The following is a 24,999-nucleotide window of genomic DNA, read 5'->3' as shown; positions in this document are numbered from 1 at the left end:
CTCAACGTTTTTGACCACTGTCGTCAACTGGGAGACCATCATGTCAGCTGCCCGCCGCCTGACCCGTCGAGACATCACGCTGTTCACCATCAGCGCCATCCTCACTATCGACGGCCTGGCAGCGGCGGCGGCCATCGGCATCCAGTCACTGACTTGGTGGCTACTCTCCTTTCTCTGCTTTGCAATTCCCTATGCCCTGATCAGTGTGGAACTGGGCACCTGTCGTCCTTCCCGGGGCGGCATCGTTCACTGGGTAAAACAGGCGTTTGGCCCCCGCTGGGCCGCCCGCACCAGCTGGTTGTACTGGATCAACGTTGCCCTGTGGATGCCTGCTGTCTTTATCATGATGACCGGCGTTTTTTCCCAGCTGTTCTGGCCTGAGATGCCACTCACTGTACAGATTATTTTTGCACTGGTTGCAACCTGGGTAGCCGTCGCGATCTGCTGCCTTTCTCTGGATACCGGCAAATGGGTGCCGAATATTGGCGCCTGCTGCAAGATTCTGATTGTGCTGTTGTTGGGCATCGGTGGTGTCGTCACCGCCCTGCGCGACGGCATTGCTAACGAAATTACCCTGACTGCCCTGATGCCCCAATGGGATGAAGGCCTGCAGTTCTTTCCTGTGATTATTTTCTCCATGGTCGGCTTTGACCTGGTCTGCTGTGCCGGCGACGAAATGAAAGACCCTCGTCGTGATCTGCCAGTATCCATGCTGGCCGCCGGTGTCATTATTACGGTGTTATATCTGTTTGCCGTTTTCGGCATGCTGGTTGCGCTCCCTGTGGACGAAATCGGTTTGATTTCTGGCCTACTGGCGACCCTGGAACGGTTGTTCGCACCATTACCCGGCAGTGACTGGCTGATTATCCTGCTTGGCCTGCTGGCCCTGTTCAGTTTTGTATCCAACATCGTCACCTGGAGCCTGGGTTCCAACCGCGCCGCTGCCGAAGCCGCCCATGACGGGGAACTGCCTGCGGTGTTTGGTATTGAACATCCCCGCCACGGCACACCGCTGGGGGCCAGTCTGTTGACAGGTGTCGTATCATCAGCGGCGATTCTCCTGTACGGTTTCATGGCCGGCTCGGCCGAACAGCTTTACTGGGGATTATTCTCTTTTGCCAGCCTGATCTTACTGCTGCCTTATCTGCTATTGTTCCCGGCGTACCGGGTGCTTAAAAAACAGGCCGGCCACAATCCCGATGGCTGGCAACTGCCAGATAATCCGTGGCTGGTTCGCCTGGTCACCGTGCTGCCCCTGCTGTTTACTGCGCAGGCTGGCGTATTTTTCGTGTTACCCCCGGGACGTTTCGACATACCCCATACCCTGTCGACACTCCTCGGGCTCGTGATTGTTATTGGTATTGGTGAATGGGTGTGTCGGAACGAGGCTTCACCCGGTAAGGAGGTTTTGGGTGAGTGCGCTGTTGATTGAAGCTCATGACATGGACAAGGGCGGAACTGCCAGCAGCCCTGGCCGTAAGCATCAGGCCCGGAGTCTGGAGCGGCGTCTCAAGATTCTGGCGGCCGGCCGCGAGCTGGTGACGTCGGAATCCATTACCAGCCTGTCGTTGTACGACGTGGCACGGGTTGCGGACATTCCGCCGTCATCGGTTTACCATTTTTTCCCCAAACTGGAAACGCTCCTGCAAGCGCTATCCGTGGAAGTGTTCGAAGCATTTGACCAGTGTATTGCTGAACCCATTGAGGCGGATGACATCAAACACTGGAGCGACATTGGTCGCACCCTGGAAAAACGGATGCAGGACTATTACCGCGGAAACGCCATGGCCCGCGCCCTGATTCTCGGCCAGCATCTGCATAGCGATATCCTGGCGGCAGATCATCAGCATGACGATGAAATGGGACGGCGAATTCAGGCTATTTATGCGCAGTTCTACCAGCTGCCACCTCTGCCGGAAAGCTACAATATTTTTGCCATTGCCCTGCAGGTGGCAGACAAAGTTTATGCCATGTCCCACCAGGAATATGGCAATATTACCGACACCATGGCGCGGGAAGGCTGGCGCGCGGCCAAGGCGTACCTGAGCCTCTATCTGCCAGCACACTTGCCGCGTCGCGATACTGTCGGATAATTTATCAGCGAATAATAATAACCGGGTGATCATCGCTGCTGCGACGGAGTTATTGCTATGACGATCCCTTTTACCGGTTCGCCATCAGGCGACAGCGCATTACTCATCACACTGGGTGATGCGATCAGTGATACGGTTAATGATCGTGTGCATCAGGCGGACGAGCTGATCACCCGTGCCCGGATTCCTGCCGTGCTGGAACTGGTGCCGGCTTTTACCACCCTGACCGTGCACTACGATCCCTGTCGACTCACTTATGAGGCATTGTGGTCTGAGATTGAACAATGCCTCAGCCATCTTTCGGATCAATCCCGGCATTCGGCTCGAGTGATTGAGATCCCGGTTTGCTATGACAACGCGTTTGCCCCTGACCTCGCCGAGGTGGCGTACTATAGTGGTCTGACCCCGGAAGACGTCATCCACCGTCATTGCCAGGGTGAATACCGGGTGTATTTTCTCGGATTCTCCCCGGGTTTTCCCTTCCTTGCCGGCATGGATCCCGACATCAGTTGCCCGAGAAAAAAGTCACCACGCCTGAAAATTCCTGCCGGGTCGGTAGGCATTGCCGGCGGCCAGACCGGCATTTATCCCATGGAAACACCAGGTGGCTGGCAACTGATCGGCAGAACACCACTAGAACTGATCAATTTTAACAACCCGGCTCCAACCCTACTGCAACCCGGCGACCAGATTCGTTTCAAGGCGATCAGCCGCGATACCTTTGAACACTGGGAGGATACCTGATGTCCTTAACCGTTGAGGATGGCGGCATACTCACCACCGTGCAGGATACGGGGCGGCCTGGTTTTCGCCATCTTGGGATTCCGGTCTGCGGTGCAATGGATAGCCTGGCAGCTCGCATCGCCAACCTGATGCTTGCGAATGAAGCGTCATCCCCATTACTGGAATACACGCTGACAGGACCAACGCTGCGCTTTAATGATGACACAGTAATCTGTCTGGCAGGGGGGACTGTCACTGCCCGACTGGAAGACCAGCCTGTGCCGTGTTACCAGCCTGTTGTCGTACAGGCCGGTCAAACGCTGAAACTGGGCCCCGTTCGTCAGGGCTGCCGCGGCTACCTTGCGATAAAAGGTGGAGTGCATGTTGATCACATCATGAGAAGTGCCAGCACATACCTGCGTGCAGGTATCGGTGGCTTTCATGGTCGCTCCCTGGAGGCTGGGGATAACCTGCCCTATATCCCTTACTCCTTATCCCCGACACTCAGCATTGACTGGTTCCCAAGCCAGGACTTGATGTACGACACTACTTCTCGACCTGTTCGGATCTTGCCCACAACCGATCATGATCAATTTTCAAACGACAGTTGGCATACATTGTTCAATCAGCCGTTCGGCATTGATAATGCCTCGGATCGCATGGGATACCGGCTGACCGGCCCCACTATTATCCGGCAAGATCAGACAGAAAGGCTGACACAAGGGGTCACTATCGGCACGGTCCAGGTTCCTCATGACGGCCACCCGATCATCCTGATGGCCGACAGCCAGCCAACCGGTGGCTACCCTGTGCTGGGACAGGTGATCAGTGTCGATATCCCCCGACTGGCCCAAATGAAACCCGGCGATAACCTGCGCTTTGAGCCCATCGAGCTGGACGACGCTCAGTCGCTACTAAGAGCACAGGAACAATACCTGCAACGCCTGAGTATTGCGGCAGGCTACAAATGGAAGGACATCGTGAATGCCTGACACGCTGGATATCAACTGTGACCTGGGGGAAGGAGCGGGCAACGATAAAGCCATTATGCCGTATATCAGTTCGGCAAATATTGCCTGTGGTTTTCATGCCGGTGATCCACGCCTGATGGCAGAAACGGTCAAACTGGCACTGGCACACAATGTGGCGATTGGTGCTCATCCCGGGTTTCCGGACAAGGCGGGATTTGGCCGTCATGAGATGTCTATTCCGACAGAAGACATCCGCCAGCAGGTGCTCTACCAGATGGGTGCATTAGCGGCGATTGTTCATGCGGAAGGGGGCCGGTTACACCATGTAAAACCCCATGGCGCGTTGTATAACATGGCCGCCCGTGATACGACGCTGGCCCAGTGCATTGCCCGGGCCATCGCCGATCTGAACCCTGACCTGGTACTGGTTGGGCTGGCTGGCAGTGAACTGGTGAAAGCAGGGAGCGCCCTCGGTCTTAAGGTTGCGCATGAAGTGTTTGCCGACCGAACCTACCAGAGTGATGGACAACTGACGCCCCGCAGCCAACCCAATGCCCTGATAGAGAGCGATGAAAAAGCGCTGGCCCAGATCCACGACATGGTAGTCAATCGTTGTGTAACAACCGTTGATGGCAACACTATCCCTGTCCAGGCTGACACCCTGTGCCTGCATGGTGATGGCGCGCATGCACTGGCTTTCGCCCAGGCAGCCCATGGGTTTCTGACACAGCATAGAATCACGATTCAACCGCCTTTCTGTACATATTCATCGCATTAATAGATGGCTGGACACAGGCAAGCGGCTACCCGATAATCCGCGGCATTTCATGATGACCCCAGACTCCGACATGGCTGAAACAACAGTATCAACAACCACCGCGCCACGTACCCGACGCAAGCCACAGGCGCGCAGTCTGGAACGGCGACGGGCCATACTGGACGCCACCCGCGAGTTGCTGGAAGCCACCACTATCAGCGAACTGTCCCTGTACCAGGTGGCAGACAAGGCGGGCATTCCTCCCTCCTCGCTGTATCACTTTTTCCCCAAAGTGGATGCGCTGCTGGGCGCACTCGTGGAAGAGATATTCACCGAATTCGACACCCTCATGAATAAACCGCTGGATGTTGATGCTATCCATCACTGGACGGATATCACCCGCCAGCTACAGGCGCGTTTTGTCGCTTATTACCGGGAACATAAATATGTGCGGGATCTGATTCTGGGGCAGCACGTGATCAGCACCATCCGCCATGCGGACTATATGCATGATGACCTGCTTGGGCGTCGAATCCGGGAATACCATGAACAGCTGTTCCAGCTTCCCCCCTTGCCAAAAGCCTACAATATTTTCGCAGTCGCCCTGCAGGTGGCCGACAAGGTTTATTCCATCTCCTACCAGGAGTACGGCAATATTACCGGGGAAATGGCGCGGGAAGGACGGCGGGCAGCGCAGGCTTACCTGGGGCTGTACTTACCTGAGGTAATGGCCAAACGTGAATGGCAGCGCGCCTAGTTAATTAACTCGATATGTTTCCCATAAATAGGTATTGATGAGTCACGCTGCAAACTGGCATTTTCAAAATTTTTAGGATCTTCTCTTCGAACATACGCCTCAAGATCAGCCGGTTCGAAATAAGTCGTTATCTTGATAAACTTATGCCGTCGACTAAGTTCATCAAGATCATCGTATATAGATAAATAATAACGGCTATTAACAGGAGGGAAGCGAAAAAGAAATTTTATAGAAAAACCGGATTGATGCTCACGCTCACGCCAACTCTTAATCGAGCAAGCTATTCCACCTTTAGATTTCCATTTCAAAACATTCGCTCTAATTCTTTTTTCCTGCATAGAATTGATGTGATCAAACACGGCTTGCCGCGCAGGATCATCCGGAAAAGCCCAGGTTAATTCGATATATTTCCCATCAATAGGTATTGCTGGAAAACGTTGCAAACCGGATTGTCTAAAGTTTTTTGGATCTTCTCCTTGCACATACGCCTTAACCTCATTCTGTTTGAAATACGTCGTTACCCAAATAAAATTGTACTGCCGACGTAGCTCATTAAGGTCATTGTAGACAGGCAAATAATCACTGCTATCAACAGGAGGGAACCAAAAATGAAATTTTATTGAGAAATCGGATCCCCCCCTAACAGAGCAAGCTATTCCTCCTTCAGGTGTCCATTCCAAAACAGCCGCTTTAACTCTTTTTTCCTGCATAGAACTGATGTGATCAAACGCGGCTTGCCGTGCAGGATCATTCGGAAAAACGCTGGCTGAAGCAGTGGTGATCGCCGGGACAGGAGCACTTCTGACAGGAAGCGGAAGATGCCTGACAGTTCCTTGCATCGCAATCATTGAATCGGTTCCAGGCCGAAATCTGGGGAGTAATGGTCCAGGCATCATTGGAGGCCGTTGACCACCGAAACCTGAATTACTTCCAGGCCGAAACCTGGGACGTAATGGCCCAATCATCATCGGAGGCCGTCGAACACCGAAACCTGAATTACTTCCTGGCCTAAATCTGGGGCGTAATGGTCCAAACATCATCGGAGGTCGTTGACCACCGGGACCTGAATCACTTCCGGGTCTAAATCTGGGGCGTAATGGTCCAAACATCATCGGAAGTCGTTGACCACCGGGACCTGAATCACTTCCGGGTCTAAATCTGGGGCGTAATGGTCCAAACATCATCGGAAGTCGTTGACCACCGGGACCTGAATCACTTCCGGGTCTAAACCTCTGGCGCAATGGTCCAGACATCATTGGAGCCCATTGACCATCAAAACCTGAATTCCTTGCGGGTCTAAACCTCGGGCGTAATGGTTCAGGTATCATTGGAGCCCGTTGACCATCAGGACTTAAATCACTCCCGGATCTAATTCCGGGGAGTAATGGTTCAGCTATCATTGGAGTCCGCTGAGCATCGGCATTAGAGCTAAAGGATACGTGAGTTGGATGCGACGGTCTTGATGCCTGTATTTGGGAAGTCTCCGGTTGCCGACCAGGATGATCCCCAGTCGTTTCGAGAACAGAAGTAGCAGACTGTGTAGATTCTAAACCACTGGATATCTTCATTTCAGACAAGGCAGCTTCCCTGAAAAAGGTGCGCTCCAAATCTTCTACAGCTATTGCAAAAGGCATGGGTATACCTTTGCTCGTAACAGTCGAACCTGTATAAGGTTGAGTCAACGGTCCTGACTGCTGAGAGGAACTGGCTGATGTAAGCCTTACAATATCACCAGAACCCCTGGCCACTGTGTAAATAGGTAGCCCGGATTGCATATGGCCTGCCATTACCGAACCAGACAAGCCAGTAGTACAGTATTGCACAACCTGCTCACCTGTCATGGCTCCCGCACCCGAAGGAAAGGACACGTCTGCTCTTCCTGCATCTCTTTCTACAAACGAAGAACCCCGCGTTTCTGATAACAATAACGGTAAATTGGTTAATGGCTCTGGAGCAGGCGGAGTATCACTCATAGACAGTCGCTGCCAGAAATCTGACATCAAACTTCCTGCAGTCTGCGCACTCGTTAACGCAGTATCTCCCCGGGAGTCACTTGACCTGGGAAATAATTCATACACGGGGTAATCCTGCTGAGCAGCACCTTGATATTCAGGCGCTCCAGCCATGCGCTCATGCTCCGTAATGGCCATATTGTCAGGGATATATTGGAATCGAGAGCGGGTGTTTATGCCCATAGCGCCCCTTTCCTGAAGCCTGATATCCTGCCCTGACGTGGCTCCAGGCCAGAGGAATGCCTGATTAAACCCGGAGTATACACCTGAGGGCTGAGTAGTAGCGGTAGCTGGACTACGCCCAGTTTGATGGTCGATTACTATACGCCTTTCAGGCTGCCGGCTTCCTTCCATATCAATGACTCAAAAATCATCGCGCTTCAAACATTTTTGAATCTACCTGCGCAAGTTCACTGTTCATAAAATAAATCAGGCGACCTGCCCGGGTTTATTCAGCGTTTCCAGAGACTTATTAAAGGTACCAATAATATTATCAAGAATACCTTGATGGAGATCCTTTGCATTATCTCTACACCAGTCCACGACATCTTGATAAAAATCGCGAACGCCCTCACCTTCCTTATTTGCAGCTTCGACATCACCATTCAGATACTGTTCCACGGCTAAACATAATTCATTGGATTGATACTTAATAGAATCAGCATTGTGTTTTAAAACTGCACTGAAAAAATTCACATTAGCTCTATGTACTTCCCTAAGTGGATGATTCATCAATCTATTAATATAATACACACATTGCTTTACTGTACCGCATTCATGCTTTTTTTCATCTTGATATAACTGTTCTCGCCCCACACCCGGGAATACTTCTTCAGATGAACCCAGCCATTCAAACAGGTCCATTATCCTTGATTTCGCAACATTAAGAATTCCCAAAAAATCGGAAACCGCCTCAGAATTTTTTTTAAGCCCCTTCTCTGTACATACATAGAAATTATTTTTACCTTTATAACATATATATTTTGAATTATCTTTCGTATCAAGAGACGACCACAATGCAACAATATCAATAGCGTGATATTTGCTACGCGATTTATCTGGCTTGTCAGTTGGAACCGCTTTTTTAGCTTTATACTGCCGGCTTTTTGGTTTCACTGCCGTATAACCAGGTGTCTTTTTGGGCTCTCTTTTTTTTCTTCCATGTCTTACAGTTGTCCATTCAGACTGCGGCTCAACCTGCTCATCTCCATGGCTTAGCGGCAAAAATTCGCCCACTGCCCCGCCCTCTGCCCTATCCTTCAACGGAGGCTTTTCTTCCTGTGTAACGACCAGCGGCGGGGCGGCTGCGCCAAGCGCTGAGAGATCATCATCCGGTTTCAGGCATGGCGTTTTTTCCTCTGAATCGCCTTTAGACTGACTAATGGACACATAGGCTTCAGCCTCAGCGTGCGGTTCTTCATAATTCACTATTTCACCTGAAAATGCCTGCAATGTTCCACTTATCAAATTAAACGACAGCCCCCTTTCCTTTGAAACCTTTTCACACAGCCTATGCACAGACACCCAATATTTACGCATATTGCTTTCTGAAAAATAGTCATGATACTCATTAAGCACTTCATAAAGAAGATTCAGTAAACTGCCACAAACAGCCTCATCAAGACAAATCAAAGCCTCCATAAAATTCTTTTCATGATTATAGAGTTTCAAGAAAGGCGAGGATTGAATTGATCCCCACTGATCATTAAAAGAACCAATAGAAACAGAATCGCCCGGGGCAGTCGGAAACTGTGTTTTTTTGGCACTTTTCTCATCCAAATCAGACAAACCAGATAAATCGCCAAACCGATTATTGATTTGTGAGATAACATCCACAAACGCCTGTAACTGCACAGGCTTCACCCCAGCACCATAAACGAACTTCCCCTCGACGTCTAAACCAATGTCCCATTCATTTTCAAGCTTCTTGCCTGAATATTCCATTTCAAAAATCTTCACCGACAATGAATCCAAATCACTAAGATAATGTGTACACTCTGTTGCTTTGGCAATTTGTCGCTGGAATTTTTTATAAACAACAGTTGGACTAACTTTTTCAGTCCTGGCACGAACCTGACTTCCTGATGCGGGCGGTCGAGCTGATGCTTTTTTCATGAATCCATACTCCCTGTAAAAACAATGCTATTCGCAAAGCCTACACACGCCACTATTCAGATCACTGACAAATCCGCCAATAACTCTAACTTTTTCACACTCATGTAAAAAAACAGGAAGGCCGTGATCTTTACGACTGGATGTCCAGCCTGCCGCCCGGGCTTTCACCTGCATTCCCCCCTCCACCCGGATGAACTTGTCTATGCTGTTATTGCCGGTCAGGCATCTTCCAAAAACCACAGGATGTAAAGCATGCCAGCATTCGTCTTTTGTTCACGTCCCGTTCCAGGTAACACGCCTCAATCCAGCACACTCAACAACACCATCCCACTGACCCACTGAGAACTGCCCTGACGCCTTATGCTGACCGAACGGAACATTCTCTGTTATTCCGTTGTTCTGGAACTGTTTTTTGGTATCACCGGTATTGTTGTCGCGCTATGCAGTGATTCCCGTGCAGTGATGCTGGATGGGGGCTACTCGCTGCTCTGCACGCTGACGATGCTGGCCAACGTTAAGGTAGCCAGGCTGGTGAACTTACCGATTTCTGCACAACGTCCTTTTGGCTCTGCCACGCTCGAACCCCTGATGCTGCTTTTTGAGTCCCTGATATTGCTGGCCCTGTGCAGTGTGCTCTTGTCGGTAGCCGCCTATCAGATTGTTCAGGGGGGTAACCTGCCCGGGTTTGGCCTGGCACTTATCTACGAAGTGTTCTCAACCCTGGTCGGCGGCGCAACCGCCGTTGTGTTCCTGCATCTTCATCGAAAGATGCCTTCACCGCTTATCTACTTTGAATACCAGGAGTGGGTAGTAGACGCCTCGGTAAGCGCAACCGCCATGGCGGCATTTGCGCTGGCCTGTTTCATGGGAGATACCCACCCGGTTACCCCCTATATCGATTCTGTACTGACCTTGTTACTGCTGGTTTTCCTGATTCGCTTACCCGTGGCAACCCTGCGCAAAAATTTTCGCCAGCTGTTGCTGCAGGATATTGCTGAACCAAAACTCTCCCACGCCCTGGAACAGGCGCTGGCCGCCACGGCATCAGAAATCGGACTGCAGCACTATCAGGCACACATCATCTGGCTGGGGCGCTGGTTATGGGTGAATATTGAAATCGGGATACCTGCAGATAACAGTACGCTGTCCAGCAACGATGTCCATCAGTTTCGGACGGCGGCCGAGCAGACGCTGCTGGCACTGGCAGGCCACTATCAACTCAATATCGTGATGTCGCCACAGCGCTCCGTCATTTCCTCATAAAAAAAACAGGCTAATCGCCTGGAAACGCCTACTTTTATAGTTCTCTGAAACATGTGCATCAACATTCGTTCTGTATATGTCGTTCTCAGGGCTGTGAATAAGCCATTTTATGCAGGGAGACAACGCCAAATGCCTATTTATCCTGCAACGACACATGAGGTCGTCTCAACACTCAATGGGCAGCCTGACCAGTGGACTGATTCCTCTTCATCCGCCCCGTCCAAGGATCATTTTATTCAACGGGATGGCAAAGTATTCGCCGGACAACACCTTATTCTTGATTTGTGGGAAGCCACACCCCTCAACAACCTGGTCGTGATGGACAACACCCTGCGGGAGTGTGTCGATGCGTGCGGCGCTACCCTGCTGCACATCCACTTACACCATTTCACTGTGAATGGCGGAATTTCAGGGGTAGCGGTGCTGGCGGAATCCCATATCAGTGTTCATACCTGGCCAGAAAGGCAGTTTGCCGCCTTTGATATCTTCATGTGCGGTGACGCCATGCCAGAACAGGCCATCGCCATTCTCAAGCGAACCTTTTCTCCACAACGTGTTGATATCCACCAGGCATTACGAGGTATCGTGCAATCATGAACCTGTTTCACGAAACACTGCTGGATGATTACTGCCAGACATTCGCCATTAACAAGCTGCTCTTCGAACGCAAAACCGCACACCAGCACCTGGTAATTTTTGAAAATACCCGCTTTGGACGCATCATGGCGCTGGACGGCATTATCCAGACTACCGAGGGGGATGAGTTCATCTACCATGAGATGCTCACCCATGTCCCTCTCTTCGCCCACGGGAACGCCCGTGATGTCCTGATTATTGGCGGCGGGGATGGGGGCATCCTGCGAGAAGTCGTGAAACATCAGGCCGTTCAGCACATTACCCAGGTAGAGATCGATGAAGACGTCATCAACACCTGCCGGGAATACCTGCCAAATCATAGCCAGGGGGCATTTGATGATTCCCGTCTCGAACTGGTTATTGATGACGGCATGGCGTTCGTCAATCGTACGCGGCAGCGCTACGACGTCATCATTTCCGATAGCACCGACCCTATCGGCCCCGGCGAGGTCCTGTTCAGCTCAACGTTCTATGAAAGCTGCAAACAGTGCCTGAAACCCGGCGGCCTGTTTGTCGCCCAAAACGGTGTGCCCTTCATGCAACCGGACGAGTTAACCACATCCACCCAACGCCTGCAGCCACTGTTTGCTGACACCACTTTTTATACGATTGCTGTACCGACATATGTCGGCGGTCTTATGGCACTGGCCTGGGCAACCAATGATACCTCCCTGCGTGCCACATCGCTGGATACACTGGCATCACGCTACCACTCAGCCGGCATTACAACACACTACTATACGCCGGCGTTACACCAGGCGGCTTTTGCCTTGCCAGCCACGCTCCTGTCGTTGATGGAAACACCATGAATGCAATCACCATTGCCCCGACAGCTGCCGGGGCCAAGTGGAAAAAACTGGTGCATGCTTATGGCTCCCCCTTGATGGTGATTGATTGCGCCAGGGTGCTAAAACAATACCGGCAACTTTGCCAGGCATTACCCGGTGTGCAGCACTTTTTTGCCGTTAAATCACTGCCAAACCTGTCAGTCCTGCAATCGCTGGCGCAGGCGGGCGCCGGTTTCGACCTGGCCAGCAGCGGGGAGATTGATTTACTGCACCAGGTACCCGTCTCTCCACGCCAGACGATTTTTACCCACCCCATCAAACGGGATATCGATATACGGGCGGCGCTCCGGTTTGGCTGTACGACATTTGTTGTTGATAACCCGATGGAAATGGAAAAATTGATTCCCTATCGCCAACGGGTTGCCTTGCTGTTGCGACTGAGTTTTCCAAACCCCTCATCAGCCATTGACCTTTCCAGGAAATTTGGCTGTCCGCCCGAGCAGGTGCCGCTGCTGCTCACTCTGTCACAGCGTATGGGGCTCACAGTAAAAGGGCTTTCCTTTCACGCAGGCTCACAGTGTCCGCATCCGGATAACCATGTCAGCGCCATACTGACCTGCGCCGGACTGATCCGCGATTCTGCACAATATATGAAAGGACGACAGCTGGCTGTTCTCAATATTGGCGGTGGTTTCCCGGTTCCTTACCTTGAGCCCGTACCCGATATTGACACCTTCTGTCGCAAAATACGCACGGCGATGGCGGCACTGCCAGATCATGTGCAGGTCCTGTCAGAGCCCGGCCGTTACCTTGCTGCTCCCGCCGCGACATCTGTCAGTTCAGTGATGGGTATCGCACGCCGGCAAGACAGCTGCTGGTATTATCTGGACGATGGACTCTATGGTTCTTTCAGTGGCCAGATCTATGACCACAGACGCTATCCCCTGACGGTTTTCAGTGATCAATGCCGCAGGGAAAAAGCGGTCTTGTCAGGCCCGACCTGCGACAGTATTGATGTGATCGCCGAAGATATTCTCTTGCCCCGTCTGGCAATGGGAGACCTTGTGACAGGACACCAGATGGGCGCTTATACCATTGCCAGTGCGACAGACTTCAACCTGTTCCCGCGGGCGCGTGATGTCGTCATCAACCCGCCAGGTGAAGCAGGCATGAACCTGTCTCTTTGATTACTCCATCAGGCCGCCGATTAACCAGCCACTATTGCGTCCGGAGGCACCAAACCCGGGATACTCGGCTTCTACAATGGCAATGGTCAGGGAGGGATTGTGTTTCTTCAGGTAGTAAGCGGTCCATAATCCGGTAAACCCTGCTCCTATGATGGCAACATCAACAGACAGCGAGGATTCAAGGCGTGGACGCGCCTGACGCTGGATGGCAGGGTCATCCATCCACAGGCTGATCGGCGTTTTCATCAGCGATACCTCATTATCATTATTCTTTGATGAAACACGGGCTGCCTGCCAGCGTGACTGGCAGGCGGGAACCGGCCTCTACTCTAGCCGGTTCAGCAGATCACACAATTAGCTGGCGCGCTTCGCCTGGTTCCAGGCGCGGGTAACGGTACGAACAATACGCTTTTCCGGTGCTTTTACGACAAACAGCGTATTCAACAAGGTTTCCGTCGGATAGATGCCCGGATTATTACGCAGGGTCTCGTTCACGAACGGTGTCGCCTTCTGGTTGGCATTGGCGTAGGCCACCGTGTTGCTGATATCCGCCGTAACCTTTGGCTCCAGGATATAGTTCAGGAACTGGTAGGCACTGTCAGGATTCGGCGCATCTTTCGGCATTGCCAGAACGTCATACCAGACTGCAGCACCTTCTTTGGGCACAAAGTAACGGATATCCATGCCATGCCCTTTGGCTATTTCAGCGGCCTGCAGCACACCACCGGAATAACCCAGAACCGCGCACAGCTCGCCACTGGCCAGGCCATCCACAAATTGTGAGGAGCTGAAATAACGGACATGAGGCACCAGCTTGGCGAGGTGTTCTCCGGCCTGTTTCCAGTCTTCAGGATTCTCGCTGTTGGGATCCTTGCCCTGGTACACCAGGATAGATGCCAACACATCCATGGGATCATCCAGAATGGCCAAACCACAGGCGGACAGCTTGCTGGCATTCTCAGGCTCCAGGATCATGGACCAGCTATCCAGCGGCGCATCATCACCCAGCACTTCCTTCACCTTCTCGACATTGTAACCAATGCCGGATGTACCCCACATGTAAGGAATGGCATACCGGTTATCCGGGTCAAAAGCCGCCAGCTTTTCCATCAGAATCGGGTCGAGGTTCTGCCAGTTAGGAATACGACTTCTGTCCAATTCCTGGTAAACACCGGCCTTGATCTGGTTGGGGATGAAATAGCTTGAAGGCACCACGACATCAAAACCGGACCGACTGGCCAGCAGTTTCCCTTCCAGCATTTCATTGCTGTCGTACAGGCTGTACGTAACATTGATACCGGTTTCGGTCTCAAAGTCAGACACCGTATTCTCAGCAATATAGTGGGACCAGTTATACACATTCAGGTGGGACGGTTCCTGCGCAACGGCAGACACGGCCAATCCCACACTCACTGCAGCCAAAACACCAGAAATCAACGCTTTCAACGATAGACACTCCTGTTGAAACGACACAACAGACACAATGGACCCGGCTGGTGATCAAGAACAATCACGGCATCGGGTCCGGTTACGGGTTTCAGTAGTGCTGGAAACCTTCCAGCACATTGACGGTATTGGTGCCCAGGGCGTCTACCGCATAGCCGCCTTCAAAGACAAACTGGGTGGGCAGGCCGAGTTCGGCGATTCGTTGCCCCATGAACGTGTACTTTTCGGCATCCAGCTTGAAGCTGGAAATCGGATCGTGTTCATAACTGTCAAGCCCGAGCGACACCACCAGCACATCCGGCTGGAAACGGGCGATACGCTCCAGTGCCACCAGCAATGCCGGTTCGTAGTCTGCCCAGGTGCTGTTAAGCGGCAGTGGCAGGTTAAGGTTGTATCCCTTGCCATCACCCGCGCCGGTTTCATCCTGATACCCGAGGTAATGGGGGTAATCCCACGCGGGGTCGGCATGGATGGAGGTAAACAACACATCGGCCCGGTCATAGAAGATTGACTGGGTGCCGTTGCCGTGATGGTAATCCACATCCAGTATCGCGACGCGCTGGCAACCGCTGTCCCGGTATGCCTGAGCTGCAATGGCGGCATTGTTCAGGTAACAGTAGCCACCCATCTGGTCACGTCCGGCGTGATGACCCGGTGGACGACAAAGACTGAATACTGACTTTTCCCCTGCAGCAATCTGCTGCTGGCCCGACAGGGCACACTCTACGGATGCCCAGACGGCCTCCCAGGTACCGGCCATAATGGCCGCAGTCAGGTCCGCGGAGTAATACCCCAGCCTGCCCTCAATGTGTGCCGGACAGATTGACCGGAAACCGCGGGCGGGAAAACAGTAAGGCATCGCCTGTGTCGTATCAGGGAACAGGGCATGCCATTCGTCCCAGGCGCTACGCAGGAAGGCGACATAATCAGGGTCATGCACGGTCAGCACAACATCGGTATCAAACTGTGCCGGCGCCATGACAGGCCCGAGCCCCCGCGTCTCAATGGCCTTGAGAACAATGTCGGTACGCTGGGCGACCTCGAAGCTGGGTACCAGCTCACCACTCAGCACTTCTTTGACATCGCGGTGCAATGCCTGCTGGTCAGAAAAAAAGGTGATCATTATGCAGTGAGTCACTCTTGCAGGGCGATAAAATCCGGCGCGCAATGCTATAGAAACGAGGTACTTTCGTATAGCCTCTTTACGCGATACACGGATAACACTCTGCACCGGGATACGACTCTGTTATCCTAGCGATTCCAGCCGTACCGGTTGAACGAGATGAGTAACGACGATTTTTCCTTCTTCCTGCAGGAAATGCAGGATGTCAGCCCCCTGAAAACCAAGACTAAGGCCGATATCCGGAAGACCGCAGAGAAAACCCCCGGTCAGCAGCAGCGCCGGGAAGCCGCCCAGCAGGAGCTGCATGATCCCAACTTTCTGTCACTGGAAAACCCTGTCAGGGTCAAACCCCATGACATGCTGGTATGGAAACGGGACGGTGTTCAGGAAGGCGTGTTCAAGAAATTACGCCTGGGCAAATACCCGGTGGATGCCCGTCTTGACCTGCACCTGAAGACCGCCAAAGAAGCGCGGCTTGAGGTTTTCCAGTTTATTAATGATTGCCGCCGGTTTGACCTGCGTACCATCCTGCTGGTCCATGGCCGGGGTGAACAGAGCAATCCGCCGGCCAAACTGAAAAGCTATGTCTTTACCTGGCTGCCACAGTTCGAGGAAGTGCTGGCATTCCACAGTGCCCAACGCGAGCATGGCGGCAATGGCGCAGTCTATGTACTGCTCAGGAAAAGTGAAGAGAAAAAGCAGGAAAACCGCGAACGGCATTTGCGGCGCCGGTAATGCCTGTTGACTGGTTAATCTGAAAAACCCGCCTATAGTTGCTTCTCTGTAACAGCGTGGACTCTCATGATGACCCGGCGTCAATACCGCCGCCGGGTCATCATGGCAAGCCCGTTTTTCCCGGCCGCAGGTTACCTGTCTCGTTCTGTTGTTTCTGCGGCGCCTTTCTCCAGTCTTTAATCCTCACAGCCTGCATTGCAACGACTCAAGACAACAAAGGCACGTAGCGCACGCTTCTGACTGGATTATGAAGGAATACGCTATTTCTCAACCCGAATGACGGCTATTGCGGTGACCGGATTAACTTACTGAATATAACTTCTCGGCACCTTGCCGCGCACCTGTGCCCAGTCCAGTTTCTGACTGGTATACAGCGTGATCTGCCTGACCCTTCTGGGTGAATCAAAATCTGCCAGTTTCAACAGCATATCACCGTCATTGCGCATGCCATTCAGACGACCGATCTCACCATTGATGATCAGCTTCTTGCCGTTTTTGAACTCCACCTGCAGGTCATAAAAGTCACTGGATCGGTAACTCGCGGTCTGTGCATACAGTTCCACGCCGACAAGCGGCTGGCTGGTATCAACGGCTATGCTGCGCCGGGTGCGCTTACCCCAGGAGCCGGTTCTGGGGGACACGGTCCGTACGGTATAACGGCCATCCCATTCTTTAATGCTGGTGTTGCCGTTTTTTTTCTTCTTTTTCATCCCTGTAGAGGATTCCAGCATCGCCAGCGTATTGCGCATGACCTTAATCTGTTGTTTGACCTGCTTGCGATTAATCGATCCGTCTTCGTACTGGCGGACTTTCTTCACCAGCACCCTGGCTTCATTGCGAAGCTGGATGGCCTGGTCTTCCATGGACATCGCATAGACAGGGGGAATAGCAAAACACAGGAAAAGAGAAACTACCTGCAGGTTCAGGTGTCTGGTCAATGGCATCGTAAACCCGATCAATGTTGTATTAAGAATTCAGCGTGAGTGGCTCTGATACCCCGCGTATAGACGGCAGGATCTGAGTAAAGCCAATCCGGCGGGGCGACTATAAGCGGCTGAATCTTAACCAAACCTTAACAGGTTCCATCATTATCAAAACATACCCTGTGGCAAACAGGGTTTCCTATAAAAGGCCAGAGTCACACGACCTGCCAAGAGACACCTCACAGACATCCAGCGTCGTCTCACCCTGCAAACGTTTCCACAAACGGGGGAAACCGGAGAGTGATTGCGGAACAAGACTGCCCTTCAACTCAGGATTCACCGGTTGCCAGACACCATTGGCATCTCTTTCCGCCACCAGAAAACGAAACGGATGGATGGCATGGACCCCTAAACGCAAATCGGTAGCAATCAAATGACCTTGTGTTTCATCGAGACTGTAAAAACCACCGGTAAACCAGTTCAGACGATCCAGCGACGCCAGCTCTGGCGCGTCAGCAACGGATTTACCCGGGAACTTAATCAGCTGAATATCCGCCTCATCATCCAGCAGTGAGGCAAGACCTTCATAATACTGATCGCCCTCCAGCACCATCACCCGCCAGAGCACGATATTGAACGGCGTAGGTGCACTGAAAACCGGCTTGCCGCTTAAGCCCCCGGCAGCCAGCGTCGTATCCAGCCGCTCATGGATCACGCCTTTTGCCACGAGAGACAGCACCAGATAACCGGCACTCAACAGCAGCCCCGCCGAATTCCATCGCAAAGCATTATGGGTTCCCCATTTACACAGACATAGAAGCACCCCGACCAATAACGGCAAGGTATACAACGGGTCAATGATAAACATTGAGGATAGGGCAACCGGCTGTGAAGGCCACGGCCAGAACAGTTGGGTGCCATAAGTGGTGAACGCATCCAGCAATGGATGGGTAATCAGGCACAGCCAGATCATCAGCCACAAACGCAGAAAACCCGGCCTGACCGATGAGAACCATCGATACACGGCAGCAGCCAGTACGATTGAAAACGGTGTCAAAAACAACAGGGAGTGAGAGAAGCCGCGATGTCTGGTCATATCACTGACCGCATCGCCCCAGCGAATCAGGTTATCAAGATCCGGCAAGGTACCCAGGACCGCTCCCCACAGGAACGCCTTGCGACCATATCGGCGGCCTGCAACGACACCACCAACGGCAGCGCCCAGTAATGCCTGACTGACTGAATCCATGGATTAAAATGCTTCCTCTGTTACAACAGTCACTGGAGTAACATTACTCCAGCCACCATTCTGCCCCACTTTCATTATCAATTCTTAACAGTTTGGGAAACCGGTGTTTAATACTGTTTCCCCAGGTATCCACATAGAGGTTTAACGCGATAGCCGGTTTGTTACCTGATGCCTCCTGCAGGCGGTGCGTATTATCCTGATCGGGGAAAAAATATTGAGCGGGGTGATACTTTTCAAGTTTTCGCTTTTTATCCAGTATGGCGATCCTGGTGCCTGTATTTTCCAAATTGTCGGTATAACCATACAGCTCCGTCATTTCCCCATTAACCAATATCGGCCCACATTCCACATTATGATCATGGGTAACGGTTTTTTGTCCGGGGCAAAGAATAATCGCAACTATGGCAAACGGCGCGGTTTTATTTCTGAATTCAGCGTAATCATCACTCCGAAAGATCACTTTCCTCTGATAGGCCTTGCTACAGTCAGTCGTAATCAGGCTGGAAAAATGAATGGCGGAAACTTTCAGTGTTTCACCTAGATGTCGCCACACCCATCGGGGGATCTCTTTGCCGGAAACCGCATTGTTGACGCCTTCAGCAATAAGACGAGATACCACTTCTGGAAACTGCGTTTTCATAGTATCCGAACTGTCAGTTCCATTCACACCGAATGGAAATACAACCAGAACCCACATTATTAAAACTAACCTTAAAAATACCTTCATGCTGTTTGTCCGTTTGCTTATGACGGGCAAATCACGTCTACAGACACAGAGTATTAATGCAGATTAATCTGGTAATACTGTATAGCCGAGATACTGCATTTTTTCCGGTAACTGCACCCTTGGCTATTCTGATTGTCAGCAAAAGGTTCTCTATTTTTTATTGCATGAATTAGTCTTTCTCGACGCCAGCCTGTCGATATCTGGCCGGTGTTGTCCCTTCCCAGCGCCGGAAAGCACGGCTGAAACTGCTGGTATCGTGGAATCCTAACTGCCAGGCAATTTCACCCAAAGAAGGCTCGGACTGTTTGAGCAACCGGCAAGCCTGCTCATGGCGAATGCTGTCCAGCAGCTGTTTATAGCTGTGTCCTTTTTCACTCAACTTACGTCGCAGGTTACGCACACTCATGTTTAATGCTGCCGCTACCCGCTCCTGATTAGGTTCTCCATAGGGCAACAGTTCACAGATTTCACTGCGAACCCGGTCAATAATATCGGCGGCCTTCATGCGTGCCAGGTAACCGGAGAGCACTTCGCCATTCACTCTCGCCAGTTCAGGGTTAGCCGTCAGCAGTGGATAGTCGAGAATTTTGCCGTTAAAGATCAGGCTGGTTTCAGTGCTGTCGAACGTGACCGGACATCGCAGGAATCGCTCATAGGGTGCCTTATCACGAGGTTCCGGCCGCCTTACGCATACACCGACGTATAACTCCGCCGGGACATCAAAGGTCCAGCTACCCATATTCACCGCACAGGCCAGAAAGGCATCCATGGATTCATAAGAGGGATCGGGCTGACCTTCCGGGGTTTTGAAGATCATGTGCAGATGGCCATTATCTTCCCGTATTTCCAGCACTACCGCCGTACTGATCACCCGGGAAAAACGCTGCATGATGGCAACCGCCTCCCGCAGTGTACTGCTTGCCTGAACCGCATAACTGAAGGCATGCAAGGCCGTGGGGGTGATATGCTCCGCCAGGTAAAGGCCAAACCCTTCTTCCCCGGTCGCCTCAACTGCCAGCTGCCAGAGCCGGGTCATGCAGGACATGGGCACCCGCGCACCGGGCTGACTGAGCAGGGAAGGATCAATGCCTGCCTGCTTCAGCAAGGGCTGCGGCTCAATACCGAATGACTGGATGGTACGGGCAACCGCCAGCGTCCAGCTGCTGAGCGTTGTCGGCTCTGAAACCGGGGACGTTTTACCTGTCTTTTTATTGTCGGTGACTGCCTGCATTGATTGTCCGCCTGGGTCAAAAGGTTGTCCCGGAATGTCCATACGGAAACAGGAGTGACTATATAAAATACCGCCACATCAGAACAGGAAAACCTGTCTGCCACGAACAACAATAATGAACTGACAAGAGGTCTCCTGCGTATGCGTTTACCCCGCTTCGTCCGGTATGCCGCACTCGGCAGCATCGCACCACTGCTCTTCGCCTGCTCAAGCCACGACCCGACAGCAGAGCATGCTTCTGACACGGCGTTAACACCCGAATCCCATGTCCATCCTGTCCTGAAAGCACATAGCGCCGAGTTCGAACGCAAGGTTTACCAGGTGACCGAAGGCGTCTGGAGTGCCGTCGGTTTCGGATTGGCGAACTCGATTCTGATTGAAGGCGACGATGGCGTCATTATTGTCGATGTTATGGAAAGTCGGGAAAACGCCGAAGCCGTCATGGCGGAATTCCGCAAAATCACGGACAAACCCGTCAAGGCGCTGATCTATACCCATAATCATGCCGACCACGTATTCGGCGGTCTGGGCTTTGTGCCGGATGGCGATATCGACGTTTATGCCCACAGCACAACTAATTACTACATTGACCGTATCATTAATCAGATCCGCCCCGTCATCACCAACCGCAGTGGTCGTATGTTCGGCAACCTGCTGGAAAAAGGCGACGATGGACTCGTTAATGCCGGTATCGGCATGGCAGTGAACCAGGGGCATGGTGGCGGGGCGCCGACCCTGATTCGTCCGAACAAAACCTTCAATGATGAACTGGATATTGAAGTCGCAGGCGTCAAGATCAAACTGGTACACGCCCCCGGCGAAACCAATGACCAGATCTTCGTCTGGCTGCCAGAGAAAAAGGTGCTGATGCCGGGTGACAATATCTACAAGGCATTCCCTAATCTCTACACCATCCGTGGCACGCTTTACCGGGATGTACTGGGCTGGGCTCACAGTCTGGATAAAATGCGGGATATGCAGCCAGAGCATCTGGTTCCCAGCCACACCCGCCCCGTCAGTGGGCAGGCTGTCATTGCCAACCTGTTGACCGATTACCGCGATGCCATCCAGTACGTCCACGACCAGACCATCCGCGGCATGAACCATGGCATGACGCCGGATGAACTGGTCGAAACCGTCAAACTGCCCAAGCACCTGGCAGAACATCCTTACCTGCAGGAACTCTACGGTACGGTTGAGTGGTCTGTCCGTAATATCTTCAATGGTTATCTGGGCTGGTTTAACGGCGATAGTGCCACATTATCACGTGCATCCCAGAAGGAGCGTGGTGAGGCCATGGTCAGCTTGGCCGGTGGTGAAGAGAAACTGCTGGAAAATGTACGACAGGCGTTGGCCGATGATCGCAACCGCTGGGCTGCTGAATTAGCCAACTATCTTCTGTTCATTGATCCGGAACACGAGCAGGCGCGACTATTGAAAGCCCAGGCGCTCAGGAAACTGGGTAAAGCCAGCATCAGCCCCAACGGCCGGAACTTCTATCTGACTCAGGCTCTGGAGCTGGAAGGTAAAACCCATATGCCCAAGCAGGAAATTACCCCTGAAAACCTTGAGTTGATCAAAACCTTCCCGGCGAAAAATTTCCTCTCGGCCATGTCTGTTGCCCTGGATCCCACCAAGAGTGAAGCCACGAATAAACGACTGAGTTTCACTTTCCCGGATGTGGATGAAACCTGGACCCTCCATGTACGTCGTGGCGTTGCGGTGCTCAATGAAGGGCTTGATCCGGAAGCAGAGCTCAATATCACGGTGAACAAGGATAACTGGGTAGAGCTGGTCACTGGCGCCAGAAGCTTCCCGGGCACCGTTGCCTCCGGGGATCTTGAGATAGACGGCGGTATGCTGAAACTGCCCGAATTGATCAGTTTCCTGACGATGTTTGATCCTGCCGCCTGACACCTCTGCATAACAGTGGGCCTATGGCCCACTGTCCCTGCCCGAAATAACACGACATGTATTGTTCATCACAGCCTGTTGATTCTGCACTATACTGGCTGACGATTATCAATTCCTGATCCTGTAGCTGCCTGCGAGTATCCAGCCTTTCCTGCCTGATTATCCGTTCCTGTTAGTTAACCTTCCGTCAGGGAGTGTGCCGCATGACTGCTGACCATCGCGCGATCCTGTACCTGATAGCATGCCTCTCAATATTTACCTGTTTTTCACTCACGGTGCATGCGGCCCTTCAGCAACCCGGTACGGATCGGCTGATTATCAAATACGCACCACCGGTGACCCATGCGTCAGAAGCAGAGACGGGTGTTATCACTGCCGCCGGTAATGTGCCACACCTTGAAGGGGAGTCGGTCAGAGTTGTACGTGCTATTGCCACAGGCGCCAATGTCATGCAGCTGGAAAAGCGTCGTACCGTGCAGGATATGAACACCATCTGTCGTTCATTAGAGGAACAACCTGGCATCCTGTATGCCGAACCTGATCACATCATGCACCACCATGCGACACCAAACGATCCCCTCTATAACCACCAGTGGCACTATTTTGAACCGGTTGGCGGCATCAATTTGCCCGCAGCCTGGGATCAAACAACCGGCAGCGACACAGTCACTGCGGCGGTGATTGATACCGGTGTACTCAATCATCCTGATCTTATTGAGAACCTTTTGCCCGGCTATGACTTTATCAAAGACATTGAAGCCGCGGCTGACGACAGTGGCCGGGATCCGGATGCCTCCGACCCCGGCGATTACACACCTGCCGGATTCTGTGGCTTCGACCAGTACGGACTCCCCAGCCCACAACGGAATACCCCCAGCAGCTGGCACGGTACCCATGTCGCGGGCACCATTGCCGCAACCGGCAACAATCACGAAGGCGTTACCGGTGTCAGCTGGCACAGCCGGATTTTGCCTATACGCGTACTTGGCCGCTGTGGCGGTTACACCTCAGACATTACGGATGGCATGCTCTGGGCAGCCGGCATTCCGGTAGCCGGCCTGCCGGACAACCCGCACCCTGCCAAGGTCCTGAACCTGAGCCTGGGGGGAGAGGGTTCCTGTACACGGGCTTACCAGGATGCGATCAAGCAGATTCGCGCCAAGGGCGCCACCATTGTCGTCGCCGCTGGTAATGAGAACCGGGATGCCCGCCACTCCTGCCCCGCCAACTGCGAAGGTGTCATCACGGTTGCGGCCACAAACCGCGATGGCGCCCGGGCCTACTACTCCAACTTCGGTACCGATGTGGATATCGCCGCACCGGGCGGTGAGCTGGATTACCCGGAAAACGGCATACTCTCCACCTACAACACTGGCACCAACCATCCGGCCAACTACGCGTATGCTTCGCTCGAAGGCACCAGCATGGCAACGCCCCATGTGTCCGGGGTTGTCGCTCAAATGTATGCTGTCAACAGCCAGCTGACGCCCGATCGGGTCGAGGCCATTTTGAAGACCACGGCGCGCGAGTTCCCCACCGGGATAAACAATGCCTGCACAACCGGATTATGTGGCGCGGGTATCGTTGATGCTGCAAAAGCGGTTGATGCCGCCGCCGGAGTACCAGACGATGCCGTTAATAGCCTCAGAAAAGGCATTGCCAAAAGTGCATTGACCGGTACCCGGGAAGTACCGTTGGTTTTCGCCCTGGAGATTAGCAAGCCTGTCACGGGCCTGACCTTTACGCTCTCTGGCGGCAGTGGTGATGCCGATCTCTACGTCAGTCATGGACATCCTCCCACACTGACTGACCACGACTGCGTTTCCGCGCTGGCGGGTAACGATGAACATTGTCGTATAGATCATGCCAGCGCCGGCACGTGGTATGCCATGGTCTATGCCTACAGTCCATTCAGAGGCGTTTCACTGCTGGCCGATTACGATGATGAAGAGCCGCAGGATGAACAACCTGCCGAATTCAGCAATACTGCCAGCATGCTCATCCCTGACCGGGATAATCGTGGTGTGACCAGCACGCTATACGTGTCGCGGACAGGTATCGTAGGAAGATTGACCTTGACGCTGGACATCAGTCATCCGTTCCGTGGTGATTTGCGTGTCGTTCTGATCAGTCCAACGGGTAACCGCTATTTGATCAAGGAAGAAAGTAGAAGTGAAGCTGGCGCTGATCTACAAGGCTCGTGGCATATTTTCGCGCACAATGAAAATGCCCAGGGAGTCTGGAAGCTACAGGTGTCGGATCTCTATTATCGTGATAGTGGACGTATTAACGCCTGGAAACTGACGTTTTAATCAACTCAGACTTTAGGACACAGACGTTAAAATCGAC

General features: G+C 52.6%; 22 protein-coding genes. 13 read left to right on the top strand and 9 right to left on the bottom strand.

Going from position 1 to position 24,999, the window contains the following annotated elements; all coding sequences use genetic code 11:
- The first annotated feature begins 40 nt into the window (after positions 1-40).
- The 6 genes from AC27K1_RS00615 (at position 41) to AC27K1_RS00590 (ending at position 5,301) form a co-directional block, all read left to right on the top strand.
- Entirely contained in the window at positions 41-1,432 is a 1,392-nt protein-coding gene (locus AC27K1_RS00615) for an APC family permease (RefSeq protein WP_487147521.1), read from the top strand.
- Positions 1,413-2,093 (top strand): TetR/AcrR family transcriptional regulator, encoded by a 681-nt coding sequence (locus AC27K1_RS00610; protein ID WP_487147519.1) that lies wholly within the window; start codon positions 1,413-1,415, stop codon positions 2,091-2,093. Before AC27K1_RS00615 ends, AC27K1_RS00610 begins: the two co-directional genes overlap by 20 nt.
- Before the next feature lie 57 nt (positions 2,094-2,150).
- The gene (gene pxpB, locus AC27K1_RS00605; RefSeq protein ID WP_487147517.1) at positions 2,151-2,837 is read left to right on the top strand and encodes a 5-oxoprolinase subunit PxpB; all 687 of its coding nucleotides are present in this window, start codon (positions 2,151-2,153) and stop codon (positions 2,835-2,837) included.
- The gene (locus tag AC27K1_RS00600; protein ID WP_487147516.1) at positions 2,837-3,808 is read left to right on the top strand and encodes a 5-oxoprolinase subunit C family protein; all 972 of its coding nucleotides are present in this window, start codon (positions 2,837-2,839) and stop codon (positions 3,806-3,808) included. The genes pxpB and AC27K1_RS00600 overlap by 1 nt, the downstream gene beginning before the upstream one ends.
- Positions 3,801-4,565, top strand: a complete 765-nt coding sequence (pxpA, locus tag AC27K1_RS00595; protein WP_487147514.1) for a 5-oxoprolinase subunit PxpA — start codon at positions 3,801-3,803, stop codon at positions 4,563-4,565. Before AC27K1_RS00600 ends, pxpA begins: the two co-directional genes overlap by 8 nt.
- A gap of 70 nt (positions 4,566-4,635) precedes the next feature.
- Positions 4,636-5,301 (top strand): TetR/AcrR family transcriptional regulator, encoded by a 666-nt coding sequence (locus AC27K1_RS00590; RefSeq protein WP_487147512.1) that lies wholly within the window; start codon positions 4,636-4,638, stop codon positions 5,299-5,301.
- Here AC27K1_RS00590 and AC27K1_RS00585 read toward each other — a convergent pair.
- Both AC27K1_RS00585 and AC27K1_RS00580 read right to left on the bottom strand, forming a co-directional pair.
- A complete protein-coding gene (locus tag AC27K1_RS00585; RefSeq protein WP_487147510.1) occupies positions 5,298-6,149 on the bottom strand; it encodes a hypothetical protein in 852 nt (283 codons plus the stop codon). The two genes, AC27K1_RS00590 and AC27K1_RS00585, sit on opposite strands and share 4 nt — an antisense overlap.
- 1,593 nt (positions 6,150-7,742) lie before the next feature.
- Positions 7,743-9,428 (bottom strand): hypothetical protein, encoded by a 1,686-nt coding sequence (locus AC27K1_RS00580; protein ID WP_487147508.1) that lies wholly within the window; start codon positions 9,426-9,428, stop codon positions 7,743-7,745.
- Positions 9,429-9,788: 360 nt separating this feature from the next.
- Between AC27K1_RS00580 and AC27K1_RS00575 the strand changes: the two genes are divergently transcribed.
- The 4 genes from AC27K1_RS00575 (at position 9,789) to AC27K1_RS00560 (ending at position 13,302) form a co-directional block, all read left to right on the top strand.
- Positions 9,789-10,691, top strand: coding sequence for a cation efflux transmembrane domain-containing protein (locus AC27K1_RS00575; RefSeq protein ID WP_487147506.1), 903 nt, complete (start codon positions 9,789-9,791; stop codon positions 10,689-10,691).
- 129 nt (positions 10,692-10,820) lie between these two features.
- Positions 10,821-11,288, top strand: coding sequence for an adenosylmethionine decarboxylase (speD, locus tag AC27K1_RS00570; protein WP_487147504.1), 468 nt, complete (start codon positions 10,821-10,823; stop codon positions 11,286-11,288).
- Positions 11,285-12,136: a polyamine aminopropyltransferase gene (gene speE / locus AC27K1_RS00565; protein ID WP_487147502.1), complete on the top strand. Its 852-nt coding sequence runs from the start codon at positions 11,285-11,287 to the stop codon at positions 12,134-12,136. The genes speD and speE overlap by 4 nt, the downstream gene beginning before the upstream one ends.
- Positions 12,133-13,302 (top strand): type III PLP-dependent enzyme, encoded by a 1,170-nt coding sequence (locus AC27K1_RS00560; RefSeq protein ID WP_487147500.1) that lies wholly within the window; start codon positions 12,133-12,135, stop codon positions 13,300-13,302. Before speE ends, AC27K1_RS00560 begins: the two co-directional genes overlap by 4 nt.
- Here AC27K1_RS00560 and AC27K1_RS00555 read toward each other — a convergent pair whose 3' ends face one another.
- From AC27K1_RS00555 to AC27K1_RS00545, 3 genes are all read right to left on the bottom strand, one after another.
- Positions 13,303-13,548: an FAD-dependent oxidoreductase gene (locus AC27K1_RS00555; protein WP_487147499.1), complete on the bottom strand. Its 246-nt coding sequence runs from the start codon at positions 13,546-13,548 to the stop codon at positions 13,303-13,305.
- A gap of 108 nt (positions 13,549-13,656) precedes the next feature.
- Positions 13,657-14,748, bottom strand: a complete 1,092-nt coding sequence (locus AC27K1_RS00550) for an extracellular solute-binding protein (protein ID WP_487147497.1) — start codon at positions 14,746-14,748, stop codon at positions 13,657-13,659.
- 91 nt (positions 14,749-14,839) lie between these two features.
- Positions 14,840-15,871, bottom strand: coding sequence for a histone deacetylase family protein (locus tag AC27K1_RS00545; RefSeq protein ID WP_487147495.1), 1,032 nt, complete (start codon positions 15,869-15,871; stop codon positions 14,840-14,842).
- Between the two features lie 159 nt (positions 15,872-16,030).
- Between AC27K1_RS00545 and smrA the strand changes: the two genes are divergently transcribed.
- Positions 16,031-16,606 (top strand): DNA endonuclease SmrA, encoded by a 576-nt coding sequence (gene smrA / locus AC27K1_RS00540; RefSeq protein WP_487147494.1) that lies wholly within the window; start codon positions 16,031-16,033, stop codon positions 16,604-16,606.
- Positions 16,607-16,911: 305 nt separating this feature from the next.
- On the opposite strand, the gene AC27K1_RS00535 is transcribed toward smrA, so the two are convergent.
- The 4 genes from AC27K1_RS00535 to AC27K1_RS00520 all read right to left on the bottom strand — a co-directional run bounded on the left by AC27K1_RS00535 (position 16,912) and on the right by AC27K1_RS00520 (position 20,736).
- Entirely contained in the window at positions 16,912-17,550 is a 639-nt protein-coding gene (locus AC27K1_RS00535; protein WP_487147493.1) for a hypothetical protein, read from the bottom strand.
- A 178-nt stretch (positions 17,551-17,728) separates the two neighbouring features.
- Positions 17,729-18,778, bottom strand: coding sequence for a metal-dependent hydrolase (locus AC27K1_RS00530; RefSeq protein WP_487147491.1), 1,050 nt, complete (start codon positions 18,776-18,778; stop codon positions 17,729-17,731).
- 43 nt (positions 18,779-18,821) lie between these two features.
- Complete coding sequence (locus AC27K1_RS00525; RefSeq protein WP_487147489.1) at positions 18,822-19,475, bottom strand: cupin domain-containing protein; 654 nt, start codon at positions 19,473-19,475, stop codon at positions 18,822-18,824.
- A 199-nt stretch (positions 19,476-19,674) separates the two neighbouring features.
- Positions 19,675-20,736, bottom strand: a complete 1,062-nt coding sequence (locus AC27K1_RS00520) for an AraC family transcriptional regulator (RefSeq protein WP_487147487.1) — start codon at positions 20,734-20,736, stop codon at positions 19,675-19,677.
- Positions 20,737-20,877: 141 nt separating this feature from the next.
- Between AC27K1_RS00520 and AC27K1_RS00515 the strand changes: the two genes are divergently transcribed.
- Both AC27K1_RS00515 and AC27K1_RS00510 read left to right on the top strand, forming a co-directional pair.
- Positions 20,878-22,650 carry an alkyl/aryl-sulfatase gene (locus AC27K1_RS00515; RefSeq protein ID WP_487147486.1) on the top strand — a complete coding sequence of 591 codons (1,773 nt, stop codon included), beginning with the start codon at positions 20,878-20,880 and terminating at the stop codon, positions 22,648-22,650.
- 203 nt (positions 22,651-22,853) lie between these two features.
- Positions 22,854-24,962, top strand: a complete 2,109-nt coding sequence (locus AC27K1_RS00510) for a S8 family serine peptidase (RefSeq protein ID WP_487147484.1) — start codon at positions 22,854-22,856, stop codon at positions 24,960-24,962.
- Positions 24,963-24,999 lie beyond the last annotated feature (37 nt).

The sequence above is a fragment of the Kistimonas ophiarachnellae genome, from assembly GCF_057552235.1.
The sequence above is the reverse complement of the archived record's forward strand: the minus strand, read 5'-3'. Positions and strand labels throughout refer to the sequence as shown.